Below are 23,238 nucleotides of genomic sequence, written 5' to 3'. Positions count from 1 at the left end.
GCGCGTGACCGGTAGATTGCGGTCCGGCCTCCTTTACACGGTTTTCACGCTGTGCTTAGCCCGGCCCTGGAAGGGTGGTCACGTTCGTGATGTCGTCTAGCCCGGAGCAAGTGAGGAACCATGTCCGAGGATGAAAAGCCCCGGGGCAAGCCGGTGGTCAAGGCGAAGGCGAAGATCCCGAACGCCCAGAGCATCCGCAGCCCCGAGTTCACCCCGCACGGCATCAGCGCCGGGCGCGGCAGCGGGCTGAACCGGCCGTCCGCCCCGTCCGCGCTGACCGCCAAGCAGGCGCGCAAGCGCCGGCTGATGATGATCGCCGGGATCGTGGTGGCCGCGCTGGCGGTCTCCGGCGGCGTCGCGTGGTGGGTCACGCGCCCCGGGCCCGCGCTGGAGGTGACGGGCAAGTTCGCGTCCGAGCCGAAGGTGGAGATCCCCACCAAGCTCGCGCCGGCCACGTCGCTGAAGGTGACCACCCCGATCAAGGGGACCGGACGGGCGATCGCCAGCGGCGACACCGCCTACGTCTCGTTCGTCACCTACAAGTGGGCCAAGGACAAGGACGACGAGAACTCGCGCGTCAAGAGCACGAGCGAGAAGGTCAGCTCCACCTGGGAGCAGCAGTCCCAGCAGCCGAGCGGGCCGCGTCCGCTCCCCATCGGCAGCAGCGGGCTGAAGGAGATCGACAAGAACCTCGTCGGCAAGACCGTCGGCAGCCGGGTCGTCCTGCAGCTCCCGCCGTCCAAGGACCTCAGCCAGCTGAGCCCGCAGCAGATCACCGACAAGGACGCGGTGGTGTTCATCATGGACATCCAGGCCGTCGTCCCGAAGGACCCGCAGCCGCAGGGCACCGCCAAGAAGCCGGACGACAAGAACCTGCCCAAGGTCGAGGACAAGGGCGCCAAGGAGCCCAAGATCACGATTCCGGACGCGGACGCGCCGGGCAAGCTGCAGGTCGCTACCCTCGTCGAGGGGACCGGCCCGGCGCTCGCCAAGGGCGACGACGCCATCGTGAACTACGTCGGCAAGGTCTGGAAGAGCGGCGACAAGTTCGACTCCAGCTGGGACAACAAGCAGGTCGCGAACTTCCCGATCGGCACCGGGGCGACCATCCCCGGCTTCGACAAGGGCCTCACCGGCGCGAAGGTCGGCAGCCGCGTCATGCTCGTCCTGCCGCCCGCGGAGGGCTACGGCAAGGAGGGCAGCCCGCCCAAGATCAAGGGCACCGACACCCTGGTCTTCGTGGTGGACATCCTCGCCAAGATCCAGAAGTGAGCCCGGCGCGGCACGGCCGCGCGGGCGGCACCGCCTGAATCGCCTGAGGACGGCGCCGTCCGAGGACGGCGCGGGAGCGGCGGGGTTCCGATCGGGGCCCCGCCGCTCGGCGTTCCCGGGAAGAACCGGTATTGCGACGTCCGCCACGACAACCGGCGGGACGGATTGCCCGTCCTCCTATTGGGAGGCCATGCGGTTGCGCATTGGGCGGTCGGCGCACGGATCCCCTCAGGTATCGTCGGTAACGCATTAATCACGGGGGGCTTGTGAGCGACAGCGAAAAGGTCCCGGAGGGCGACACGCCCGCCGGGTCCGCCGAGGTGGGCCGGCGCGACACCGAGGCGGAGTCGCCGCCCGGCACGGACGGCCCGGTCACCGGCACGCTGACCGAGGAGACCGGAGAGACCGCCCAGGGCGCGGAAGAAGCCGCCCAGGACGCCGGAGAAGCCGCCGAGCGCACCGGAGAAGCCGCCGAGGGCACCGGGGATCCCGCCGGGGACGACGCCGAATTCCGGGACGCGGAAGCCACATCACAGAACGGCGACAAGGGTCGCGAATCGCCAGAGTCCGCCAAGGATGCGGGCGAATCAGGCGACCCCGAAACGTCCAAGGACGAACCGGACGATCTCGCGGACGCCCCGGACGATCTCGCTCAGGAACCGGCGTCCGAGGGTGTTGAAGCGCCGGACACGGGTGATACCAAGACCATGCCCGCCGCCTCGTCCAAGCACGGAGGACCTACGCCGCCCGGAAGCGACGGCGGGCGCGGCGGAGGCGGCGGGAGCGGCGGCAAGAAGCCGCGGAGCCGCCGGTCGCGGCTCCTGCGCCGGACGCTGTTCGTGCTGCTCGGGTTCATCGGGTTCTGCATCGCCGCGTTCGGCCTCGCCTACCTGTTCACCCCGGTGCCGTCCCCGCAGGAGAAGGCGATCGCGCAGGGCCCCACGTTCTACTACTCCGACGGCAAGACGCAGATCGCGAAGACCGGCATCAACCGGGACGCGGTCAAGCTCGACCGGATCCCGGAGAGCACCCGCAACGCGGTCATCGCGGCGGAGAACGGCAGCTTCTACGACGACCCGGGCGTCTCGGTGCAGGGCACGACGCGGGCGTTCTGGTCGACCGTGACCGGGCAGCAACTGCAGGGCGGGTCCACGATCACGCAGCAGATGGTCCGCAACTACTACGGCGGCATCGGCAAGGAGCGCTCGGTCACCCGCAAGCTCAAGGAGGTCATGGTCGCGCTGAAGGTCGACCGGGAGAAGTCCAAGGACTGGATCCTGGAGCAGTACCTCAACACGATCTACTTCGGGCGCAACGCCTACGGGGTGCAGGCCGCCGCGCACGCCTACTACGACAAGGACGTCTCGGAGCTGACGCCCGCCGAGGGCGCCTACCTCGCGGCGGCGATCCAGCAGCCGAGCAACTTCTCCGACCCGACCGGCGACCAGCGCGCCGGGGCCGAGCAGCGGTGGCGCGCCGTCCTCGGCAACATGGCGCGGGACGGCTACCTGACGTCCGCCGACGCCGCCGCGCTGGAGTTCCCCGCGCCGGCGAAGCAGAAGATCACCGACGTCCTCAGAGGCCAGAAGGGCTACATGGTCAATGTGGCCAAGAAGGAGCTCACCGAGCGCCGCGGCTACAGCGAGGACGAGATCAACCGCAGCGGGTTGAAGATCACCACGACGTTCGACAAGCGGCTGATGGACGCGATGAAGCTCGCCGTCACGCGGAACGCCCCGGACGGGATGAGCAAGAAGATCCGCACCGGGGCGGTGTCGGTCGACCCGTCCACCGGGCAGGTGCTCGCCTTCTACGGCGGCCGCGGCTACCTGGACGAGGCGCTGAGCAGCGCCTTCGGCGACTGGGCGCAGGCCGGTTCCGGGTTCAAGCCGATCGCGCTCGCCGCCGCGCTGGACGACGGGCGGTCGCTCGGCTCGACCTATGACGGCAGCTCGCCGCAGACGTTCGCCGGGTCGTCCATCCACAACGACAGCAACGAGAACTTCGGGACGGTGAACCTCGTCACCGCGACCCAGCGCTCGATCAACACCGCCTACGTCAACCTCGGCCAGGACATCGGCAACGAGAAGATCCTCAAGATGGCCGAGAAGATGGGCATCCCCGAGGGGCAGATCACCAAGGGCCAGCGGAGCGCCGCGACGCTGCCGCTCGGCATCGTGTCGCTGCATCCCGTCCAGCAGGCGGGCGTGTACTCGACGTTCGCGTCGGAGGGCGTGCACCGGACGCCGTTCGTGGTGAAGTCCGTCACCGACAACGAGGACCACAAGCGCACGTTCACCGAGAAGGGCAAGCGGGCGCTCAGCGCGCAGAACGCGCGGGACGCGACGTACGCGATGGAGAAGGTCGTCGAGGGCGGCACCGGGACCAACGCGCAGCTTCCCGACGGCCGCGACGTCGCCGGCAAGACGGGCACGACCGATGAGGGCAAGGCGATCTGGTTCAACGGGTTCATCCCGCAGATGGCGACGTCGGTCGCGATGTTCCGCAGCGACGGCAAGCCGCTGAACATCCCCGGTTACGGCGCGTACGGCGGGCAGCTGCCCGCGCAGATCTGGCGCAGCTACATGACGGACGCCGTCAACATCAAGGACTACGACCCCAAGTCGTTCGGGTCGCCGTCGATGCGGCCGGGCGGCGGGTACGGCGGGCCGGCGCGGCCGACCATGCCGGGGCAGACGGAGCCGCCGCGCACGGACGGGCCGGCCGAGCCGCCGCCGACCACGGAGGAGCCCGACATCCCGACGCCGCCGACCGACCTGCCGACCATCATCCCGACGCAGCCCGGCGGCGGAGGCGGCGGTGACGACGGCGGAGGCGGCGGCGGAGACGATGGAGGCGGCGGAGGCGGCGGCGGGGGCGGAGACGGCGGGGGCGACGGCGGCGGACGCTCAGCCTCCACCGACTGAGGGACCCCGGGCCGGGCGCCCGGGAGCCGTCAGTCGCAGACCTTGCCGATCCTGGCCGGCGTCTCCTTCATCACGGCGTTGAGCTGGGAGACGTCTCCGGTGCCGACGGCGCGGGCGGCGGCGCGCAGCTTCTCCGCCTCCGCCCGCAGCGCCTTCTTCAGCGCCTCGTCGTCGGCCTTCCTGCCCAGCCCGTCCATCCGTCCTCCGAGCTGCTCGGTCGCCTGCCGCCACTGCGCGGGCTCGGCCGCCGGGATGCTCCTGACCTGCGTGATGTACTGCTGGAACGCCTTCTTCGTGTCGGCGCACACCGCGCCGGAGTTGCCGCCCAGCACCCCGCATCCGCCGAGCGCGCCGAGCACCGCCATGCCCCCGGCCAGCGCCCGAACCACCCCGTACCGCATCGCACCCTCCCACTTGATCCCCGACCGGACCCGCATATAATTCCGCACTAGGTCATGAGCGCCAGCGTCAAGCCCCGGCTTGCTGGCCGGCAACCCTTCGTCCGCGATGGGGTGCCCCGGGTGAGGACCTGGCCGGACGCGGCACCGCGTTCCGGCAAGCGCGGACCCCGACCGACGTTCCGGGGTCCCTGGCCCGGAAGGTCCCGGTATGCCCACGCTGCTCGCCCACTCTCCCATCACGCCTGCTGTGACGCGTCCCGAAGGGGGCCGGGTTCGCCCGTTTCCGCGCGTGATCGGGGCGGGTGTCCCGGTGCCGCTGCGGGACGGCGGCCACGTCCCCTACGCCAACTTCGACTACGCCGCCAGCGCGCCCTGCCTGGAGGCGGTGCAGGAGGCCGTCACCCGCGCGCTGCCGTACTACAGCAGCGTCCACCGCGGGGCGGGCTACGCGTCCCAGGTCACGACCGGCGCGTACGAGGACGCACGCGCGACCGTCCGCTCGTTCATCGGGGCCTGGCGGCGCGCGGCGGTCGTGTTCACGCGCAACACCACCGACTCCATGAACCTGCTGGCGCACGCCGTCCCCGCCGGGACGAGCGTCGTCGTGTTCGAGACCGAGCACCACGCCTCGCTGCTGCCGTGGAGGCGCGCCGTGCGGCTCCCCGCGCCCGCCACCCCGGCCGAGGCCGTCTCCGCCGCCGACCGGGCACTGCGCTCCTGCCCGATCGGGCCGCGGCTGCTCGTCGTCACCGCCGCGTCCAACGTCACCGGCGAGCTGTGGCCCATCGGGGAACTGGCGCGGGTCGCGCACCGCAACGGCGCCCGCATCGCGGTGGACGCGGCGCAGCTCGTCCCGCACCGCCCGCTCGACATGACCGCGCTCGGCCTCGACTACGTCGCGTTCTCCGGGCACAAGCTGTACGCGCCGTTCGGCGCCGGCGTGCTCGCCGGACGCGCCGACTGGCTGCGCGCCGCCGAGCCCTACCTGAAGGGCGGCGGCGCCAGCGCGTCGGTCGGCGCGACGACCCGGTGGGCGGCGTCCGCCGAGCAGCGGCACGAGGCGGGCTCGCCGAACGTCCTCGGCGCCGTCGCGCTCGCCGCCGCGTGCGAGGCGCTCTCCCCCTCCTGGGCGGACGTGGCCGCCCGGGAGGAGGCCCTCGTCCGGCGGCTCCGGACGGGGCTCGCCGCGCTCCCGCACGTCCGGGACCTGTCGTTGTGGGACGGCGGGGCGCCGCGCGTCGGGATCGTGTCGTTCACCGTGGACGGCTGGAACGCGCGGGACGTGGCGCTTACCCTGTCGGAGGAGCACGGCATCGGCGTCCGGGACGGGAGGTTCTGCGCTCACCCCTTCGTCCGGCATCTGGCGGGCGGGGACACCGCGGTCCGCGCGAGCCTGGGCATCGGGACGAGCGAGGGGGACGTCGACCGGCTGCTCACCGCCCTCGCCGGGCTGACAGGGCGCTGACCTGCGAACACCGGCGGGCGGTCAGGTGATTATGCTCTTTGGTCCTGTTCGCCCATGTAGCGTAGGCAGTCGCGTGGGGACGAGCACGGAGAAACAGGGGGTGGCGACCGTGGCCGACGCGTGGCGACCCACGTCGGAGCTGGAACACCGACTGCAGGAGACCGTACGGGCCGGGGACCAGGAGAGCTACTTCCGCCTGCTCGCGGACAGCGAACTCGTCGTCCCCGTCCCGCCCGAACTGGTGGACGGCGTCCTCGCCAACGAGGCGCAGCCGTCATGGCCGACCCAGGAGGAGGACGGCCGCGTCCACGTGCTGGCCTACACCTCGGCGTCGGCGATGCGCGCCTGCCTGGGGCCGGCCTACCAGCACTTCATGACGGTCCGGTTCGGCGACATCGCCGAGACCTGGCCGGACGCCCGCTGGTGGCTCGCCATCGACGCGCCCGCCCACGGCGTCGGCACCGTCCTGCCCATCGAGGCGCGGATGCCGGCCTGGTTCGTCCGCCAGGTCGCCGAGGGCGACGGCCGCCCGCCGCAGGTCGGCCGCGCGCCCGCGCCCTGGGAGGAGCTCCGCGACCAGCACCGCGACCTGCCCCGGCAGGCGCCCCGCCCCGAGTTCCAGCCCGCCAACGACGTCGAGCGCGAACTGCTGCGGGCCGCGGCGAACAACGACCACGACCTGTTCCTGCAGACGCTCGCGGGCACCGACGTCCTGCTGCCCGTCCCGGACGACACGGACTTCACGCTGCGTCCCGGGCGGCCCGGCTTCCCGTGGCAGACCCGCGAGGTCGACGGCTCCACGGTCGTGCCGGTCTTCACCTCCGCCGAGCGCCTGCACGAAGCCGCCGGCACGGGCGCCGAGTACATCAAGCTGCCGTTCACCGTCACCCTGCGCTACTGGCCGAACCCTGACTGGCTGCTCGCCATCAACTCGGGCTCACCCGCGGGCGGCACCGTCCTCGCCCAGCAGCTCCCCGGCCTCGCCACCTGGGCCGACCAGCGCGCCGCCCAGCGCATGACGGAGCACTTCGAACCGCAGAACGACATCGAGCAGCGCCTCTTCGACGCCGCCCGCCGCCGCGACACCGACGCCTTCTACAAGATCCTCCTCGGCGCCCAGGTCCTGGTGCCGGCCGACGCGGACACCCCGTGGGGCATCGTCCCCGGCGACGCCGACTTCCCGTGGCGTCCCGTCCCCGTCCACGGCCGGACGTCCATCCAGGTCTTCACGTCCCTGAAATGGATGAACGAGGCGATCGGCTCGTCCCGCTTCATCATGCCGAGCCTCCACGAGATGGTCGCCGCCTGGCCCGACACCGGCTGGACGCTCGTCCTGAACCCGGGCACCCCGATCGACGCCGCCATGCCGGGCGACCAGATCCGCACCCTGCGCGGCCCGGCGACCCCGCCGTCGGCGGCCACGCCTCCGCCCCCGGAGACCCCGGACGTCCCGGTCGCTCCGGCCGTCCCGGCCGTCCCGGCCGTCCCGCCGGAAGGCGGGCACGCGCCCCACGCCGACCCGCTCTCCGCCGGCGCGCTGGGCGCACCCACGAACAGCGCCCCTTCCGGCGGCGGTCCGAACGCGGGGCAGCCCGCGTCCGCCATCGGCGAGGGCGCGCACCGCGCTCCCGACCCGTCCGGCATCGCGCCCGGCGGCCTCGGGGACGAACCCGGCCACGGCGCACCGCACGAACCCCTGCCGGGCACCCCGCCCACGCCCACCCCGCCGGCCAGCCTCGGCGCACCCGCCACGCCGAACGCGGACCCGGCCACCGGGCCGAGCGCCGAGCAGGGGTTCCCGCCCGGCCTTGGCGAGGGGGCGCACCGGGCCCCTTCTGCGTCCGGCGCAGGCGCGGCCGACGCGCCCAGCACCACGCCTGCGGCGCCCGCCGGGGAAATGCCCTACAGCGACTCGCGCGCGTCCGAAACACCTGGCGGGCCGGCCGGGCACAACCCTCAAGGGCCCCGCATCCCCGCAGCTGAGAGGCCAGGCAAGCACGGGTTCCCGTCCCAGGATGGCGTTCCGGGCGGCATCGGCGCGCCGGGCGAGACCGCAGGCGCAGACCTGTCCGGCGGAGGCACGGCCCCAGGTGTCGTGCCCGGCCATCACTCCCCTGCACCGCACGAAGACATCTCAGGCATCGCCGCGTCCACCCCGCCGAGCAGCGCCGGATCGCCCGGCGGCCCCGCAGGTGCGGACGCATCTGCCGGGACGAGCACGGGGTACGAGCCCGGGGCGCTCGCGGGTGGAGGGGCATACCGCGATCCCCGCACGTCCGGCGAAGCGACCGATCCGGCGGGCGGCACCGCAGCCGATCACCCCGCCGCCACTTCACGCGAAGGCGTCCGAAGCAACACGGGCCTGCCGGGCATCGGAGCGCCGACTGAACCAGGCGCAGGGCAGGATCCGACGGCCAACGCCGGCGGAACGACGTACGGCGGCTCTGCGACCCCCGGAGAACCCCGCACTGGCGCGGCCACCGGGACGGGCGCGGGACCGGAGCCCGCCCCCAGCCCAGGCGCCGCAACGTACGGCGACTCCGCCGCGTCCGGAGAACCCCACACCGGCGCGACCGCCGAGGCGGGCGCGGGACACGCGACTCCCGCCGACACCGGCGAGGCGACATACGGCGACACCCGCGATTCCGGAGCACACCACCCCGGCGCAACCGGCGCGGCGAACGCAGGACAAGAGCCCCCCGGAAGCCCCGGCGCTGCGACCTACAGCGGTCCCCCTGCCTCCGGCGCACACCACCCCGGCGCAGTCAGCGCGACGAACGCAGGGCAAGAGCCTCCCGGAAGCCCAAGCAGCGCAACATACGGCGGCTCCCCCGCGTCCGGAGAACACCCCATCGGCGCGACCGGCGGGGTGAACGCGGGACAAGAGCCTTCCGGAAGCCCAGGCAGCGCTACATACGGCGGTCCCCCCGCGTCCGGAGAACACCGCACCGGCACAACCGGCGCGGCGAACACGGGACAAGAGCCTTCCGGAAGTCCAGGCGCTGCGACGTACAGCGGTCCCGCTGCCTTCGGGGAAGCTCAGGTCGGGGCGACCGGGAGCGCGGGGGCGGGACAGGAAGCTGCCGCCGGTACCGGCGAGGCCGCATACGGCGACACTCGTGTTTCCGGTCAGGACCACGTTGGCGTGGCCGGCGGGGCGGGTGCGGGGTATGAGGGTCCCGCCTATGCCGGTGAGGGGGCGTATCGCGATCCGCGAACGTCCGAAGTGTCCGGTGACGAGGGCCGAGGGGCCGGTGGGGGCGACGTCTGGCCCGGCATGGTGCCGGGGGACGAGCGCGGTCAGCATGCCGGTCCGCCGCTCGGAGGGCCTTCGGACGCGGCAGGCCCGGCCAGTGTGCCCGGCAGCGCCGGAGTGGCCGATGATCCCGCGGGCGCTGGACGTGGGCCTGTGGCGCGTTCCAGTGAGGCGGCGTTCGGCGATGCCCGTGCGTCCGACACTGCGGGCGAAGGCGGCGTCGGTGCTGCTCACGACGGTGAAGGCGCGTACGGCGGGCCCCGTGCGGTCGGCGACCCCGCGGGGGGAGCGGCTCAGTTCGATGTGTCCGGTGCGCCGGGAGAGGCGGGACGCCGTCCGGGCGACCTGCCGCCGGGCGCCGCCGACACGGACGTGCCCGGTGGGCGCGGGTTGCGGGCCGTCGAGGATCCCGAGCCCGCGTTCGAGCCCGGGAACCGGATCGACCAGGAACTCTACGAGGCCGCGTCGGGCGGCGACTCGGACGCGTTCCTGCGGGTGCTGCTGAACGCCAACGTGCTCGTGCCGATCCCGGACGACGCGCCGCTTGAGGCGACGCCCGTGCAGCGCGAGTTCCGGTGGGACGCGGCGCTGCGCGGCGAGGCGGCCGTGCAGGTGTTCACGTCGCTGGTGCGGCTGCGCGAGGTGCTGCCCGAGTCGCGGTTCGTGTACGCGGACTTCCGGGAGCTGATCGGCGCGTGGCCCCGCGAGGACTGGGCGATGCTGCTCAACCCGGGGACGCGCATCGGCGCCTCGCTGCAGGGCGACCAGGTGCGGGCGCTCAGCGAGTGGGCGGTGCGGGTCGGGCTCGTCCCGGCGCGGCCCGAGGTCTCGCCGCCGCCGCCGCGGCCGGAGCCCGCGGCGGCGCAGTTGCCGTCCGACCTGGACGACCGCGTCTCGTCCCCGACCATCATGCAGAAGGTCGTCCCGCACGGGCATGTCGCCTGGTACCTGGAGCAGGGCTACGACCGTGTCGGCGGGTTCGTGCACTCGACCGGTGACGTCGCCGAACTGCAGACGCCCGGCCAGCTGTACGAGGCGCTGGGCCTGCTGTACGAAGGCTCGCCGTTCTCGCCCGCCGACGACGGCGTGTACGTCGTCCGGTGGCCCGCCTACTGCCCCGACCTGTACCGGGTGCCCTTCGGCGGACGGGACGAGGCGGAACTCGCCGAGTGGGGCGAGGCCGGCTGGGTCATCGAGCGTCCGCCGTTCCTGGGCGGCGGTTTCGCGCCGGGGAGCGCCGGGTCCATCCGCGAATACAAGGTGGACAGCGTCCGGCTCCCCTACGGCGCGGAGATGTACTACCTCGGCCGCGACCGGACCGAGCGGTTCGTGGCGATGTACGACCCCGACCGGCTCGCGTGGCTCCGGCCCGAGGCGGGCCCCGAGGGCTGGGACGAGCGGACGGAGGCCGCGCAGTGATCCGGGACGGGTACGTCGCACGCTGGCTCGGACGCGACTTCGAGGCCGCGCCGGGCGCCGACGGCGAGGTCAGGCTGTACGCACCCGACCCGACGGACGGGTTCGAGGAGCTGCGGCCCGGACGGTTCCGCCGGATCGTCCCCGCGTCCGAGATCGAGGACCTCCGGTACGCCCGGACGACATGCCGGTGGCGCGGCGAACGGTTCGTCATCGTGGGCGAGCATGAAAGTTGGCTGCGCGTCGAGTACACGGGCGGACGGTCCCCGGTCGCCGAGAATCTGGGGCTCGACCGCATCGACCAGGGCATCTGGCAGACATGGGCTCCCGGCTCCGAAGTGGAGGACGTCCGGGAGGAGTTGATCTGAGTCCGGACGGGGTTGATTTGGGCCGGAGATCCGTGTTCGCTGGACTCTTGAGGCGATCCCTCGGGTAGGACAAATCGGGCACGGGCGCTCAACGGCGACGCGACGGAGGTGCTGCGGCAGTGATCTGCCGATCGGCGGTCAAACCGGTGTTCATCGGTCTCGGCGCGGCGGCCATCCTGGCCGCCGGAGGCGCATCGGCCACAGCCGCAGACTCGCCCCCTCCCTCCGAACCGGTCACCACGGGCACGCTCAAGGTCAGCATCAGCCCGACCACGGCCGAGTCCAAGCCCGGCGCCCAGGTCACCTTGCGGACGCACATCGAAGCCGTGGACGGCGATGTGTCCGGCATCAAGATCGAGCGCATCGTGGCCACCCCGGAGACCGCCAAGGCGACGATCGAGGGCGACTGCACGTCGGATTGCGCTCTTGGGAACTTCGTGAACGAAGATTCCAAGGAGGTCCTGTCGACGGTGTCCGTGCCCAAGTCCACGGAGAAGACGGTCACGGTGACCGTCACGGTGACCGTGACCGCGACCGGCCTGGATGACGAGACGCCCGCGGCGAAGATCACGTACGTCGTGCCGGAGCAGTCCCCCTCGCCTACGCCGACGCCGACGCCGACGAAGAAGCCGCCGACGTCGCGGGCGCCGTCCAAGCCGTCGCCCACGTCCAGCAAGTCGTCCGGGACGAGCGGGAGCGGCGGTTCCGGCGGGAGCAGCGGGTCGAGTTCCGGGGGCGGGTCGTCGTCCAGCGGATCGGGGACGGGCGGGTATGTGCCGCCGTCGCCCAACTCGTCGTTCGGCACCGGCAACCCGCAGGTCGCGCTTCCGCCGATTCAGGCGCCCAGCCCGTCGGTCGCGCCGAGTCCGGTGCCCGGGTCGGGGACGCCGCAGAGCCGGTTGCAGGGCAACAAGACCCCCGTCGCGCAGGATCTGACCTTCGAGCGGATGGCGAGCACGCAGATCGCTTGGCTGGCCGCCCTGATGGTCGCCTTCTCACTGCTGCTCACGCAATTGCGTCTCGGACGCCGCCACGTCCCGGCCGGAGCCGCGAAGCGCGCGAAGGGAACCCACCGCCGCCCCCGGCACGGCATGTTCGGCAAGTGATCCGATCCGCATGCCTTGGGGTTTCCGACCATTCTGCGGGTATCGCATTCAAGGATCTCGGCAGAAGAAACCGGCCTAAGGAAGAGGCACTCAGCCGCTTCTCCGCGAACGCACGGGAGCGGATCCGCGATTACCGGCGGCTTCGCGATGACATCGGCGGGATGACCGGCCCCCGCGCACGTCCGGGCAACGGCCGAATGGGTGCGAACGGTCTTCGCGCCGTAGCAGAGCAGCATCCATTCGGGCGGGCTCACCGCTGACGGGCCGTGGCACCGACAGCACGCAAATCGCCTTCGCGCGTGTCGACGGGCGCTCCATTAAGTAAGCGAATCGGCGGTTGCTTCGGGCACGGCGACGCGCTCTCGGATTCCCGGGCACCATGCCGTGGAACCCCTCGTTCCGGAGACTCGGGCGAACGGTCGGGTGACTGCTTTCATCCCGGCTCGACGGGTCACGAAATGGCGCAGTCCGGTCTCTCGTCTACGAATTGCCTATATGTCCCTGGTGAGGGTGTAGCAGGCTATTGCGGCGGCGGCTACGACGTTCAGGGAGTCGACGCCGCGGGACAGGGCGGTCTCGTTCATGGGGATGCGGACGCGGTGGTCGGCCTCGTCCAGCCAGCGGGACGACAGGCCGTCGCCTTCGGAGCCGAGGAGGAGGGCGCGGCGGTCGGACGTCTCCACCTCGTCGATGGGTTCCGCGTCCGGGGACGGGGTGAGGGCGAGGAGCTGGAAGCCGGCGGCGCGGATCAGGGCGAGGTCGTTGTGCCAGTCGGTCATGCGGGCGTACGGGAGGGCGAACACGGCGCCCATGGACACCTTGACCGACCGCCGGTAGAGGGGGTCGGCGCAGCGGGGTGCGAGGACGGCGGCGTCCACGCCGAGGGCGGCCGCGCAGCGGAAGATCGCGCCGATGTTGGTGTGGTCGACGATGTCCTCGCAGATGATGAGGCGGCGGGCGCCGGCGAGGACGGCGCCGAGCGGGGGCAGCGGGAGGCGTTCCAGGGACGCCAGGGCGCCGCGGTGCACCGGGAAGCCGGTGATCGACTCCATGGTGGCGTCGTCCGCGACGTAGACGGGGGCGTCGAGGCCGGTCAGGACGTCGGCGAGCGGTTCGGCCCAGCGGCGCGCCATGAGGAGGGAGCGGACGGGGTGGCCGGCGGCGACGGCGCGGCGGATCACCTTCTCGCCCTCGGCGACGAACAGGCCGTGCTCGGCCTCCAGGCTCTTGCGGAGGTTCACGTCGCGGAGCCGCACGTAGTCGGAGAGGCGGGGGTCGGCGGGGTCCGAGACGGCGGTGAAGTCGGCCATCCTCCCAGTCTGCCGCCCGCGGCGGCCGGATCCGGACGGACGTCCCGCGCCGGTTCGTACCGTCGTCGTCGCAGTCCGTGACAGCAGGGGTCAATGCCAGGTTCGTCGGGACATACGGTGATGACCTGCGTCATTATCAGTTTTGAGTTCTTTGTAACCTCTGGTTCGTACTACTACAGTGCCGGGGAACATCGGCGGGTTTCTGGTGAATCGAGGGCAGGCCATGAGCGGACGTCATCGCAATGACTTCCCTGAGGGGATGGACGGCGGCTACGACCCGTCCAGGCCCGTCTTCGGCCCGGCCAACGACGGGTCGTCCGACTGGTTCGGCTCGCGGGAAAGCCAGGGCCGGCCGCTCTCCCAGCCCCCCGGCGGGCCGCAGGGGGCGCCGCAGCCGCAGGGCGCCCCGCCCGGCGCATCGGGCGAGACGCCGGAGTGGTTCACGCCGCGGGCGTCGTCCGAGGAGCCGATCTACGGTTCCGGCGGGTTCAGCGGCGCGTCCGACGCGGGCGGTTACGGCCTCGGGCGGTCCGGCGGATATCCGCAGGGCGAGCCGCGGGCGTCGTCCCCGCAGGGCACCCCGTCCGAGTCCTCGCCGCTCGCCGGGACCGGGTACAGCGAGTACGACGCGATCCGGAGTTCCGACGGCGGCCCGTCCGGCTTCTTCGGCGGCGGCTCCGGCGGGTCGAGCGGATCGGGCGGCTCCGGTGGATCGGGCGGTTCCGGCGGCTACGGCGGCGGTTCGGGCGGCTACGACAGCGGCTCCGGCGGCTACGAGTACGGCCGCCGCAAGCGCAAGCGCAGCGCGACCGCGCTGATCGGGCCGATGGCCGGGGCCGTGGGCCTCGCGCTGCTGCTCGGCGTCGGCGTCTACGCGTTCGCCGAGAGCGGCGGCGGCTGCTCCGGCGACGACGCGATGAACCTGTCGGTCGCGGTGGCGCCGGACATCGCGCCGGCCGTGGAGAAGGCCGCCGGACGCTTCAACGACGGCAAGAGCAAGGTCGGCGGCAAGTGCGTCAAGGCGACGGTGAAGAAGGCCGACCCGTCGACGGTGTCGACGCTGCTGTCCGGGCAGGCCGTGGCGAGCGGGTCCAACGAGCGCCCGGACGTGTGGATCCCCGACTCGTCCCTGTGGATCTCGCTGGCGCAGGCCGCCGCCGAGGGCGGTGACAAGGGCGGCGTCATCTCCACCAAGACGTCGGTCGCCAAGAGCCCGATCGTCGTCGGGCTGCCCCAGTCGCTCGCCGCGCAGCTGAAGCAGCAGGGCATCACCGCCAGCCCGTCCTGGGACAACCTGCTCAAGGCCGCCGGCGGCACCGCGGGCGGCGCGGTGACCAAGAACCAGATGATCCCGGCGGGCTCGGTGCGGCTGGTCGTGCCGGACCCGATGAAGAACGCGGCCGGCATGGGCTCGCTCATGGTGACGAGCATGCTGCTGGCGAACGACCCCAACCGGGACTCGATCTTCACCGGCATCGTCCGGACGGTGCGGGAGAGCACCGTCCCCTCGACGGAGGCGGAGTTCGCGGCGTTCCGCAAGGGCCAGCCGGGCAAGAAGCCGATCTCGCTGTCGTCCGAGCAGGCCCTCTACCAGTACAACAAGACGAAGCCGGGCGAGCCCGCGGTGGCGCTGTACCCGATCGAGGGCACGCTGTCGATGGACTACCCGTTCACCGTCACCGGCAAGGACTCCGGCAAGCAGCAGGCCGCGCGGCTGCTGGAGAAGGAGCTGAGCAGCGAGGCCACCCACAAGGACGTCCACGAGCTGGGGTTCCGCACCCCGGACAGCAAGGCGCCGGCGGGCTTCGGCGAGTCGGCCGGGGTCAGCCCGGCCAAGCCGCGGCAGCTGCCCCAGCCGAAGAGCCAGGACGTCGCGAAGATCATGCAGGCGTGGTCGAAGCTGTCGCTCGGGCTGCGCATGCTGACGCTGATGGACGTGTCCGGCTCGATGCTGGAGAAGGTCGGCCCGAACACCAACCGGCTGCAGGCCCTCGCGGCGGTGTCGCAGGGCGGGCTCGGCATGATGTCGAACGACACCGAGCTCGGCCAGTGGCTGTTCTCGACGAAGATGAACGGCGACCTGCCGTACAAGGTCTCGGTGCCGATCGGCCCGCTCGGCGAGCGGATCGGGTCCACCACCCGGCGCGGCCTCGTCCTGTCGGCGCTCAACCAGATGAAGCCGAAGCCGAACGGCGACACGGGCCTGTACCGGACGATGCTGGCCGCGTACAAGCAGATGAACGAGACCTACAAGCCGGAGTTCGGCAACTCGATCCTGCTGCTGACGGACGGCAAGAACGACGACGACGGCGGCCCCAGCCTGCCGGACACCCTGAAGCAGCTGAAGGCCATGCAGGACCCGAACAAGCCGATCCAGGTGAACATGATCGGGTTCGGCAAGGGCGTGGACCGCAACGAGCTGGAGCAGATCGCCTCGGCCACGAACGGCAACGTCCAGGTCGCCCAGACCCCGCAGGAGATCTCCAAGATCTTCCTCAAGATGCTGTCCCGCCGGATCCAGTGATCAGCGCTCGGTGAGCTTACCGATGCGTCAGGTAGTTCTGGATTTTTCCTGCCGTTCGCTGTCAACCGGGCGCCGGAGTCGATCGTCCAACTGGTGGAGGCCCGACGGGGAGCGGGGCCGTCGGGCCTCCGACCCGCTTTCCCCCCGGCCCGTGACGGGGAGGCGGCCGCCGGACGAGAAGGCGCCGGCGCCGGGAGAGCGCACCGCTCCCCTCTTGGATCTTCCAGCCCGTCCCTCACGATGCGGACGAGGAATCCGAACACAGCCCGCGGGAGGCCCTCGTGTCCGGTTGGCCCAGTTTCGATCGCGCTGACGACGAGCGCCTGGCCCGGGCGCTGGCCGCCGGCGATCCGAGCGCGCTCATCCAGGTCATGGATCGCTACGCGGCCCGCCTGTACGACTACTGCCACGCGCTGCTGCGCGACCAGGAGCAGGCGGCCGGGGCGCTGCACGACGCGCTCATCTCCGCCTACGCGCACGTGTCCGTCCTGCGGGAGCCCGAGCGGTTCCGGGGCTGGCTGTACGCGCTGGTCCGCAACGAGTGCATGCGGCGGCTGCGCGACCGCGACCGTCCCGCCGAGCGGCAGGAGGCGCCCGAGGTCGAGGACGGCTTCCTGGACGAGGCGGAGCTCGCCCGGCGGCAGGAGGCCCGGCGGCTCGTCCACCACGCCCTGTCGGCGCTGCGCGGGCGCGAGCGCGAGGCGCTCGACCTCGTGCTGCGGCACGGCCTGGACACCTTCGAGGTCGCCGGCGTCCTCGGCCTGGAGGCGCAGGAGGCCGCGGACCTGACCGGCGCCGCGCACGCCCGCCTCGACGACGCGCTCGCCGCCGCCCACCTCGCCCGCACCGCGGGCGGCGGCTGCCCGGACCTCGCCGCGATCGCCGGCGAGGGCGGGGGCGGCGGCCGTCCGCTGCCGCCGCCGGTCGTCCGCCGGGTCGTCCAGCACATCGCGTCCTGCGCGGTGTGCGGGCCGCGGCGCGAGCAGGCCGCGCCCGCGGCGCGGCTCCTCCAGGTGCTGCCGGTCGCGATGATCCCGACCGATCTGCGCGGGCACGTCATGGCGACCGCCACCGACGCCGCGCTGGCCCCCGACCTGTCCTACATCGCGCACCGCGCCGAGCCGCTCGACGAGTGGGGCTGGCCCTGCATCGTCGAGCGGACGGGCGCGCAGGAGAAGCCCGAACGGCGCAGACCGCGTGCGCTGTGGCCCGCGCTGGCCGCCGCCGCGGCGGTCATCGTGATCGTGGCGAGCGCGTTCTACGTGATGTCGGGGTCGCCCACCGGGGGGACGAGCGCGCAGGGCCCCTCGGGCGGCGCGACGGAGTCGGTGCTCGACCCGTCCTCGCCGACCGACTCCGAGGACCCGTCTGACTCGCCGACGCCGACGGAGAGCGAGACCCCGACGCCCACCCCCACCACGACCTCCCCGACGCCGACGCTCACCCAGTCGCGCAGGCCGTCGTCCCACTCGTCCGCCCCCCGCCCGACCACGAGGAAGCCTTCGAGGGGGACGCTCTCCGTGGGCGGCGGGTGCAGCCTGACCCCCGGGCAGAGTTGTTCGATCCAGGTCCGCGCCGTGGGCGGGACGGTCGCCTGGTCGGCGTCGGCCGCGGCGCCCCTCAGCGCCGGCGGGGGCGGCACGCTCGCCAGCGGCCGGACCGGCAGTGCCACGGTGACGCTCTCCCCGGCCTGCGAGGGGTCCGGTTCCGGGACCGTCTCCTTCTCCCCCAACGGCGCCGCGACCGTCTCCTGGACCTGCCCGTCCGAGGGCGGCGGGCCGGGTGGAGACGACGGCGGCTGAGGCCGCCGAACCTCGCCTGTGATATAGATCACTTTCGTGTGACCGGGTGCCCACGACTAGGACAGATGGCCACACGGTGTACCGAATCAGTCACGGAATCCGTCCATGCGGGAGAAATTCCAGCAACTTGGTGGCAAGATCAGGCAACCAGAGTCGACCGACAGGCGTCGGGGCTCGCCGGGGGCACGATTCACAACACCACCGAACTCGACTGGGAGGACACCCGTGGCCGGTGAGCCAGGGCCCGGGCGGAATGACGACCAGAGGCTGGCGGACTCGCTGCGAGCCGGGGACGTCATCGCCCTCACCGAGGTCTACGACACGTACGCGCCGTTCCTCTACGACTACTGCCACGGGCTGCTCCGTGACCGGGTGGAGGCGGCGGGCGCGCTCCGCAACGTCATCATCTCGGCCCGCGAGCACGTGGACCGGCTCACCGAGCCGGACCGGCTGCGCGGCTGGTTCTACGCGATCGCCCGCAAGGAGTGCATGCGGCGCCGCGACAGCCCGAACCGGCATGTCGGGCAGGAGGCGCCGGAGGCCGACGACGCGCTGACCCCCGAGCAGCTCGCCCGCCGCGAGGAGCGCCGGCTGCTCGCGCACAGCGCGCTCGCCGCGCTGAACGGCCGGCAGCGGGAGGCGATCGACCTGTCGGTCCGGCACGAGCTGGACGAGGTCGACGTGTGCGGCGTCTTCGGGATTCCGCTGGAGGAGACGCTCGCGCTCGTCCAGAAGGCCCGCGAGGACCTCGCCGCCGCGCTGCGCGCGGCCCTCATCGCGCAGAACCACTGGAAGAACTGCCCGAGCGTCGCGGCGCTGACCGAGTCGTGGCCGCTGACCCCGCAGACGTCGACGTCGCTCGTCCGGCATGTGGCGAGCTGCCCGGTGTGCGAGGTGCAGGAGACGCCGCCGCTGCCGCCGGACCGGCTGCTGTCGGTGCTGCCGATCGCGGCGATCCCCGCCGACCTGCGGCTGGACGTGCTGACCGCCGCCACCGCCGAGGACCGCGCCGGGAACCGCCGCGCCATCGCGGCCTGGACCGAGCCGTTCGACGAGTACGGCTGGCCGCTCCCCTACCAGCCGACCGCCCCGCGCGCCCGCGACCGCGGGCCCCGGCGGCGCGGCCCGCTGCTCGGGGCCGTCGCCGTGGGCGTCGGGATCGTGGTCATGTGCGTCGGCGCCTGGTCCTGGCTGCACGACGGGAGCGGCGGGACGAACGCCTCGGCGTCCGGTCCGGCGGTGCCGGGCGACAGCGGCTCCCCGGGCGACTCGGCCGTGCCCGAGCCGTCCCCGTCCAGCCCGTCCCCCACGGTCTCCTCCCCGTCCCCGTCCAAGTCCAAGTCGCCGTCGAAGTCGCCTTCGCCGACCGCGACCGCGTCGAAGACGCCGGCGACCCGGGCCCCGTCCCCGACGACGCGGGCTCCGGAGCCGAAGCCGGGCAGGCTGTCCGTCGAGGGGTGCAGGATGGGCAACGACGAGTCGTGCACCATCCGCGTCACCGCCGTCGGCGGTGCGGTCGACTGGCGCGTGTCGGGCACTTCGGGCGAGCTGAGCGCGAGCGGAGGCGGCCACCTGTCGCCGGGCGAGTCGGCGAGCGTGACCGTGTCCCGGACGAACGTCGTGTGCTGGGGGCGCAAGAACGGGTCGGTGTCGGTCTCGCCCGGCGGCTCCGCCCGGGTCTCCTACTGCTGACCGCGCCTTCCGCCGGGCGGACGGCGCGTCCGTCCGGCGGAGGGCGGGCCGGCTAGGAGAGCGAGCCGGTGTCCAGGGTGCGGTGGGCGCGGTCCAGCAGGACGGGGACGCCCCCGCCGATCTGGTCGAAGCCCTCGCCGACGGTCGCGTTCTGCAGGTAGCGGGCGTGGATGCCCTCCAGGATGACCGCGAGCTTGAAGCACGCGAACGCGACGTAGAAGTCGAGGTCGGCGAGGTCGAAGCCGGTCAGCGCCGCGTACCGGTCGGTGAACTCGCGGCGGGTGAAGAAGCCGGGCGCCGAGGTGATCGTCGCGCCGACGGGGAGCTCCTCGGCGTCGGCGGCCTCGGCCCAGTAGACGAGCGTCAGGCCGAGGTCGGACAGCGGGTCGCCCAGCGTCGACATCTCCCAGTCGACGACGGCCGCGATCTCGGGGCGCGGCTCCAGCCGGGCGAGCGCGTTGTCGAGCCGGAAGTCGCCGTGGACGAGCCGGGAGGGGGCGTCCGCCGGCATCCGTCCGGCCAGCCGCGCGACGAGCCGGTCGTACTCGGGCAGGTCGCGGGTGGCCCCGGTGGCCCGGACCGCCTCCTGCGAGCTGTCCCACTGCTTGCCCCAGCGCTTGAGCTGGCGCTCCATGTAGCCGGACGGACGTCCGAAGTCGGCCAGCCCGACGGACTCCACGTCGACGGTGTGGATCGCGGCGAGGGCCTCCGCCAGCGCGCTCGACAGTCCGCGCGCCTGCTCGGGGGTGATGTCGACGGCGTCCTCGCGGGTGCGCAGGACGCGGCCGTCGACGAAGTCCATGAGGTAGAAGCGGGCGCCGATGACGTCCTCGTCGTCGCAGAACGCCAGCGTCCTCGGCACCGGCACGGCCGTCCCGCCGCCGAGCGCGGACAGCACCCGGTACTCGCGCCTCATGTCGTGGGCGGTGGGGAGGACGTGCCCGAGCGGCGGCCTGCGCAGCACGACGCGGCGGCCGCCGTCCAGGGTGATCCCGTAGGTGAGGTTCGAGCGTCCGCCCGCGATCAGGTCGATCGCGGCGATCCGTCCCGAACCGGGCAGCTCACGGGCCAGCCAGGCCGCCAGGCGGGGGACGTCGATGCCGGGGACCCCGGCCGGAAGCTCTGCGTCAACGGTCATGACGCCCTATTAGAACGCGGCTCGGTCCGGCCTGTGAACCCCACCCCCGTACCTGTGCCCGTCCGCACGCGCGGACGCCTGTACGCGCTGTGCGTTGTCGGCCACTTCCGGCCGATATGCAGCAACGCTTCACCTGGCCTTCAGCATCCCGGCTGACCTGGGGGAACTTCGTACCGTCCGGCCCTTGACGCCCGTTTCACCGAAACTCTCTGGAGAAAACCCCGACTCCAGGTGGAATCCTCGGACACCCGGGGTACGCATCTGCGACGACACCCGACACACAGGGCGCATCCCTGCGCGGATGTCAGCAGCCGTCATCCCGGCCCATGAGACGGCAGGCTGGACTTATGAGTCTCGCTGGGCTAAGAGAAGAGGACTAGACCATTCGGGACTAGACCGCCCGATTGGGGGGGACGCACCGTGGCAGACGCATGGCTGCCGGGAGCCGGCCGCATGCCGGCACGACACGACGGCGGAGCGTTGCGGGGAGGTGCTCCCCGCGCCGTCTGGTGCGCCGGAGACTACGATCCGCGCAGCGTGTCCGCGCGCTCGGTGGCCGCCGACCTCGTCAAGGAGGACCGGGCGGCGCACCTGGTGTGGCACCCCGGCACCGGCGAGATCGTCCAGCTCCTCCCGATCACCCGCGCCGCCCGGCTGCTCGGCGACGGCGTCGGCCGGGAGGGACGCGTCTGCGCGCAGATCATGGTGGTCGGCAATTCCCGGGCGCCGTTCACCGGTTCGCTGCTCACCGGCCTCGACGCGATCGTCCAGTGGCTGGACGCGTGGGGCGTCGCGCGCCGCTGGCCCGCCGGCCCCCCGCTGCCGTCGCCGCAGTCCTACCACGCGCTGCGCGCCCGCAAGGACTGGGCGCGCGGCGGGCACTACGGGGCGTCCCAGGTGCCGACGCTCGACCGCCCCGACCCCGGCGGCATCGACATCCGGCGCATCACCGGGCCCGACACCCCCGTCGCCCCCATCCCGAAGCCCCGCGCCCCGAGCGCGCCCGCCGGAGCCCGGCTGCCGGCCCCGCGCCCGCGCACGCCGGACCCCGTCCGCCCGCCGCAGAACGACCCGCCGTCCCCCGCGCCGCTGCGTCCCGCCCCCGAGCCCGTCCCGGTCGGCCAGTCCGCGATGTCCAACTGACCGGTCAGGCGCTCAGGCTCCGGACGATCTCGCAGCCCGCGCGCAGTTCGGCCGTCGTCGCGGCCGAGCCGTAACCGATCACCAGGCCGGACGCGCGCGCCGGTCCCATGTGGTGCCGCTCCAGGGTCTCCACCAGGACGCCCCGCTCGCCCGCCTCCGCCGAGACGCGCCGCGCCTCGCCCTCGGGGACGTCCACCACCAGGTGCAGCCCGGCCGTGTCGCCGCGCAGCCGCAGGCCCGCCAGCGCCCCCACGACCACCTCGCGGCGGCGCGCGTACTCGGCGCGCATCCGGCGGACGTACCTGTCGAGATCGCCCCTTTCCAGGAGGAGGCGCAGCGCGTCCTGCGGGACGACGGCCGTGCGGTCGTTCAGCTGCTCGCGGCGCAGCGCCACCTCGCCCACCAGGTCGGGGCGCCCCGCCAGCCAGCCGACGCCCATGTCCGTCGTGAGGATCTTCGCCGTCGTGCCGAGGTAGACCACCACGTCCGGGTCGAGGCCGTACAGGGCGGGCAGGGGCGCCACGTCGAACCGGAACTCGCCGTCGTAGTCGTCCTCGGCGATGAGCGCGCCGTTGCGCCTCGCCCACGCCAGCAGGGCCTGCCTGCGCGGGATCGGCAGGACGCCGCCCATCGGGAACTGGTGCGACGGCGTCGTGTAGACGATGCGGAGATCGTCGGGCAGGCCGTCGACGATGAGGCCGTGCTCGTCGACCGGACACGGCACGAGTTCCGCACCACGCCCCTCTAGGACGACCCGTGCCCTCCCGTAGCCGGGATCCTCCACCCCGACACGGTCGCCTGGACGAAGCACGGTCGCGGCAAGCAGATCGAGCCCGTTCGTCGCTCCCCGCGTCACGAGGAGCCCGTCCAAGGGGCAGCTCACGCCGCGGCTACGCCGGATGTAGTCGGCGAGTGCTTCGCGCAGGCCCGGCAGGCCGTGCGGGTCCTGGCGCTGCTGCGGTGGCATGCCGGCCGCCAGGCGCCATGCTCTGCGCCATGCCGGCGTGTCCAAGGCCCCGATCCAGGCGAGACCCGGCCGCAGGTCGATCTCGTGTGGGGCCGCCGCCCTCCGCGCTGGTCTCGTCGTGGGTTTCCGGGGTCTCGGCTCAGGCGCGGCGGCGACGCCGTCGGTCACATACGTGCCGGAGCCGTGCCGTCCTTCCAGCCACCCCTCCGCGTACAACTGCTCGTAAGCCTCCGTCACCACCGTCCGGCTGACGCCCAGCAGCTTGCCCAGGGCCCTGGTGGACGGAAGCCTCTCGCCCGCGGCGAGCCGTCCGTCCGCCATCGCGTCGCGCAACTGGCCGACGAGCTGAGCGCTCATCGGCTCCCCGGCATCCCGGTCAACGGCGAGGGGCAGATCGATCGACAAAGTGGTCTCCAGCTATACGCATCAAGTGGCCATACCGACCAGGCCA

General features: G+C 72.8%; 14 protein-coding genes and 1 riboswitch. Of the genes, 10 read left to right on the top strand and 4 right to left on the bottom strand.

What is annotated here, in order from left to right; all coding sequences use genetic code 11:
• Positions 1 to 120: 120 nt before the first annotated feature.
• Entirely contained in the window at positions 121 to 1,272 is a 1,152-nt protein-coding gene (locus ACA511_RS11525) for an FKBP-type peptidyl-prolyl cis-trans isomerase (RefSeq protein ID WP_375024116.1), read from the top strand.
• A gap of 266 nt (positions 1,273 to 1,538) precedes the next feature.
• Complete coding sequence (locus ACA511_RS11520; protein ID WP_375024115.1) at positions 1,539 to 4,199, top strand: transglycosylase domain-containing protein; 2,661 nt, start codon at positions 1,539 to 1,541, stop codon at positions 4,197 to 4,199.
• 29 nt (positions 4,200 to 4,228) lie between these two features.
• Here the strand turns inward: ACA511_RS11520 and ACA511_RS11515 are convergent, their stop codons facing one another.
• Complete coding sequence (locus ACA511_RS11515) at positions 4,229 to 4,600, bottom strand: hypothetical protein (RefSeq protein WP_375024114.1); 372 nt, start codon at positions 4,598 to 4,600, stop codon at positions 4,229 to 4,231.
• A gap of 50 nt (positions 4,601 to 4,650) precedes the next feature.
• A riboswitch (SAM riboswitch) is annotated at positions 4,651 to 4,767 on the top strand.
• A 122-nt stretch (positions 4,768 to 4,889) separates the two neighbouring features.
• Here ACA511_RS11515 and ACA511_RS11510 point away from each other — a divergent pair.
• From ACA511_RS11510 to ACA511_RS11495, 4 genes are all read left to right on the top strand, one after another.
• Positions 4,890 to 6,065 carry an aminotransferase class V-fold PLP-dependent enzyme gene (locus ACA511_RS11510; RefSeq protein WP_375024113.1) on the top strand — a complete coding sequence of 392 codons (1,176 nt, stop codon included), beginning with the start codon at positions 4,890 to 4,892 and terminating at the stop codon, positions 6,063 to 6,065.
• Between the two features lie 100 nt (positions 6,066 to 6,165).
• Positions 6,166 to 10,740: an SseB family protein gene (locus ACA511_RS11505; protein WP_375024111.1), complete on the top strand. Its 4,575-nt coding sequence runs from the start codon at positions 6,166 to 6,168 to the stop codon at positions 10,738 to 10,740.
• Entirely contained in the window at positions 10,737 to 11,105 is a 369-nt protein-coding gene (locus ACA511_RS11500) for a hypothetical protein (RefSeq protein WP_375024110.1), read from the top strand. The genes ACA511_RS11505 and ACA511_RS11500 overlap by 4 nt, the downstream gene beginning before the upstream one ends.
• A gap of 119 nt (positions 11,106 to 11,224) precedes the next feature.
• Positions 11,225 to 12,211, top strand: coding sequence for a hypothetical protein (locus ACA511_RS11495; RefSeq protein ID WP_375024109.1), 987 nt, complete (start codon positions 11,225 to 11,227; stop codon positions 12,209 to 12,211).
• 491 nt (positions 12,212 to 12,702) lie between these two features.
• Here the strand turns inward: ACA511_RS11495 and ACA511_RS11490 are convergent, their stop codons facing one another.
• Entirely contained in the window at positions 12,703 to 13,521 is an 819-nt protein-coding gene (locus tag ACA511_RS11490) for a TrmH family RNA methyltransferase (protein ID WP_375024107.1), read from the bottom strand.
• 223 nt (positions 13,522 to 13,744) lie between these two features.
• Between ACA511_RS11490 and ACA511_RS11485 the strand changes: the two genes are divergently transcribed.
• The 3 genes from ACA511_RS11485 (at position 13,745) to ACA511_RS11475 (ending at position 19,539) form a co-directional block, all read left to right on the top strand.
• On the top strand, positions 13,745 to 16,045 hold the full coding sequence (locus ACA511_RS11485; RefSeq protein ID WP_375024106.1) for a substrate-binding domain-containing protein: 2,301 nt from the start codon (positions 13,745 to 13,747) through the stop codon (positions 16,043 to 16,045).
• A 281-nt stretch (positions 16,046 to 16,326) separates the two neighbouring features.
• Entirely contained in the window at positions 16,327 to 17,847 is a 1,521-nt protein-coding gene (locus tag ACA511_RS11480; RefSeq protein ID WP_375024105.1) for an RNA polymerase sigma factor, read from the top strand.
• Between the two features lie 225 nt (positions 17,848 to 18,072).
• Positions 18,073 to 19,539 carry an RNA polymerase sigma factor gene (locus ACA511_RS11475; RefSeq protein WP_375024104.1) on the top strand — a complete coding sequence of 489 codons (1,467 nt, stop codon included), beginning with the start codon at positions 18,073 to 18,075 and terminating at the stop codon, positions 19,537 to 19,539.
• Positions 19,540 to 19,591: 52 nt separating this feature from the next.
• Here the strand turns inward: ACA511_RS11475 and ACA511_RS11470 are convergent, their stop codons facing one another.
• Entirely contained in the window at positions 19,592 to 20,677 is a 1,086-nt protein-coding gene (locus ACA511_RS11470) for a phosphotransferase family protein (RefSeq protein ID WP_375024103.1), read from the bottom strand.
• 537 nt (positions 20,678 to 21,214) lie between these two features.
• Between ACA511_RS11470 and ACA511_RS11465 the strand changes: the two genes are divergently transcribed.
• Complete coding sequence (locus tag ACA511_RS11465) at positions 21,215 to 21,820, top strand: hypothetical protein (protein ID WP_375024102.1); 606 nt, start codon at positions 21,215 to 21,217, stop codon at positions 21,818 to 21,820.
• Between the two features lie 4 nt (positions 21,821 to 21,824).
• On the opposite strand, the gene ACA511_RS11460 is transcribed toward ACA511_RS11465, so the two are convergent.
• Positions 21,825 to 23,144: a PLP-dependent aminotransferase family protein gene (locus ACA511_RS11460; RefSeq protein WP_375024100.1), complete on the bottom strand. Its 1,320-nt coding sequence runs from the start codon at positions 23,142 to 23,144 to the stop codon at positions 21,825 to 21,827.
• Positions 23,145 to 23,238: the final 94 nt, after the last annotated feature.

Source organism: Actinomadura sp. GTD37, assembly GCF_041951365.1.
Lineage (GTDB): Bacteria > Actinomycetota > Actinomycetes > Streptosporangiales > Streptosporangiaceae > Spirillospora.
Note: the sequence above shows the minus strand (reverse complement) of the source record. Positions and strands in the feature narration are given on the sequence as shown.

Bases quoted from the DNA above. Each gene is read 5' to 3' on its own strand.
- ACA511_RS11525 (WP_375024116.1), top strand. From the start codon at position 121: ATGTCCGAGGATGAAAAGCCCCGGGGCAAGCCGGTGGTCAAGGCGAAG.
- ACA511_RS11515 (WP_375024114.1), bottom strand. From the start codon at position 4,600: ATGCGGTACGGGGTGGTTCGGGCGCTGGCCGGGGGCATGGCGGTGCTC.
- ACA511_RS11490 (WP_375024107.1), bottom strand. From the start codon at position 13,521: ATGGCCGACTTCACCGCCGTCTCGGACCCCGCCGACCCCCGCCTCTCC.
- ACA511_RS11485 (WP_375024106.1), top strand. From the start codon at position 13,745: ATGAGCGGACGTCATCGCAATGACTTCCCTGAGGGGATGGACGGCGGC.
- ACA511_RS11470 (WP_375024103.1), bottom strand. From the start codon at position 20,677: ATGACCGTTGACGCAGAGCTTCCGGCCGGGGTCCCCGGCATCGACGTC.
- ACA511_RS11460 (WP_375024100.1), bottom strand. From the start codon at position 23,144: ATGAGCGCTCAGCTCGTCGGCCAGTTGCGCGACGCGATGGCGGACGGA.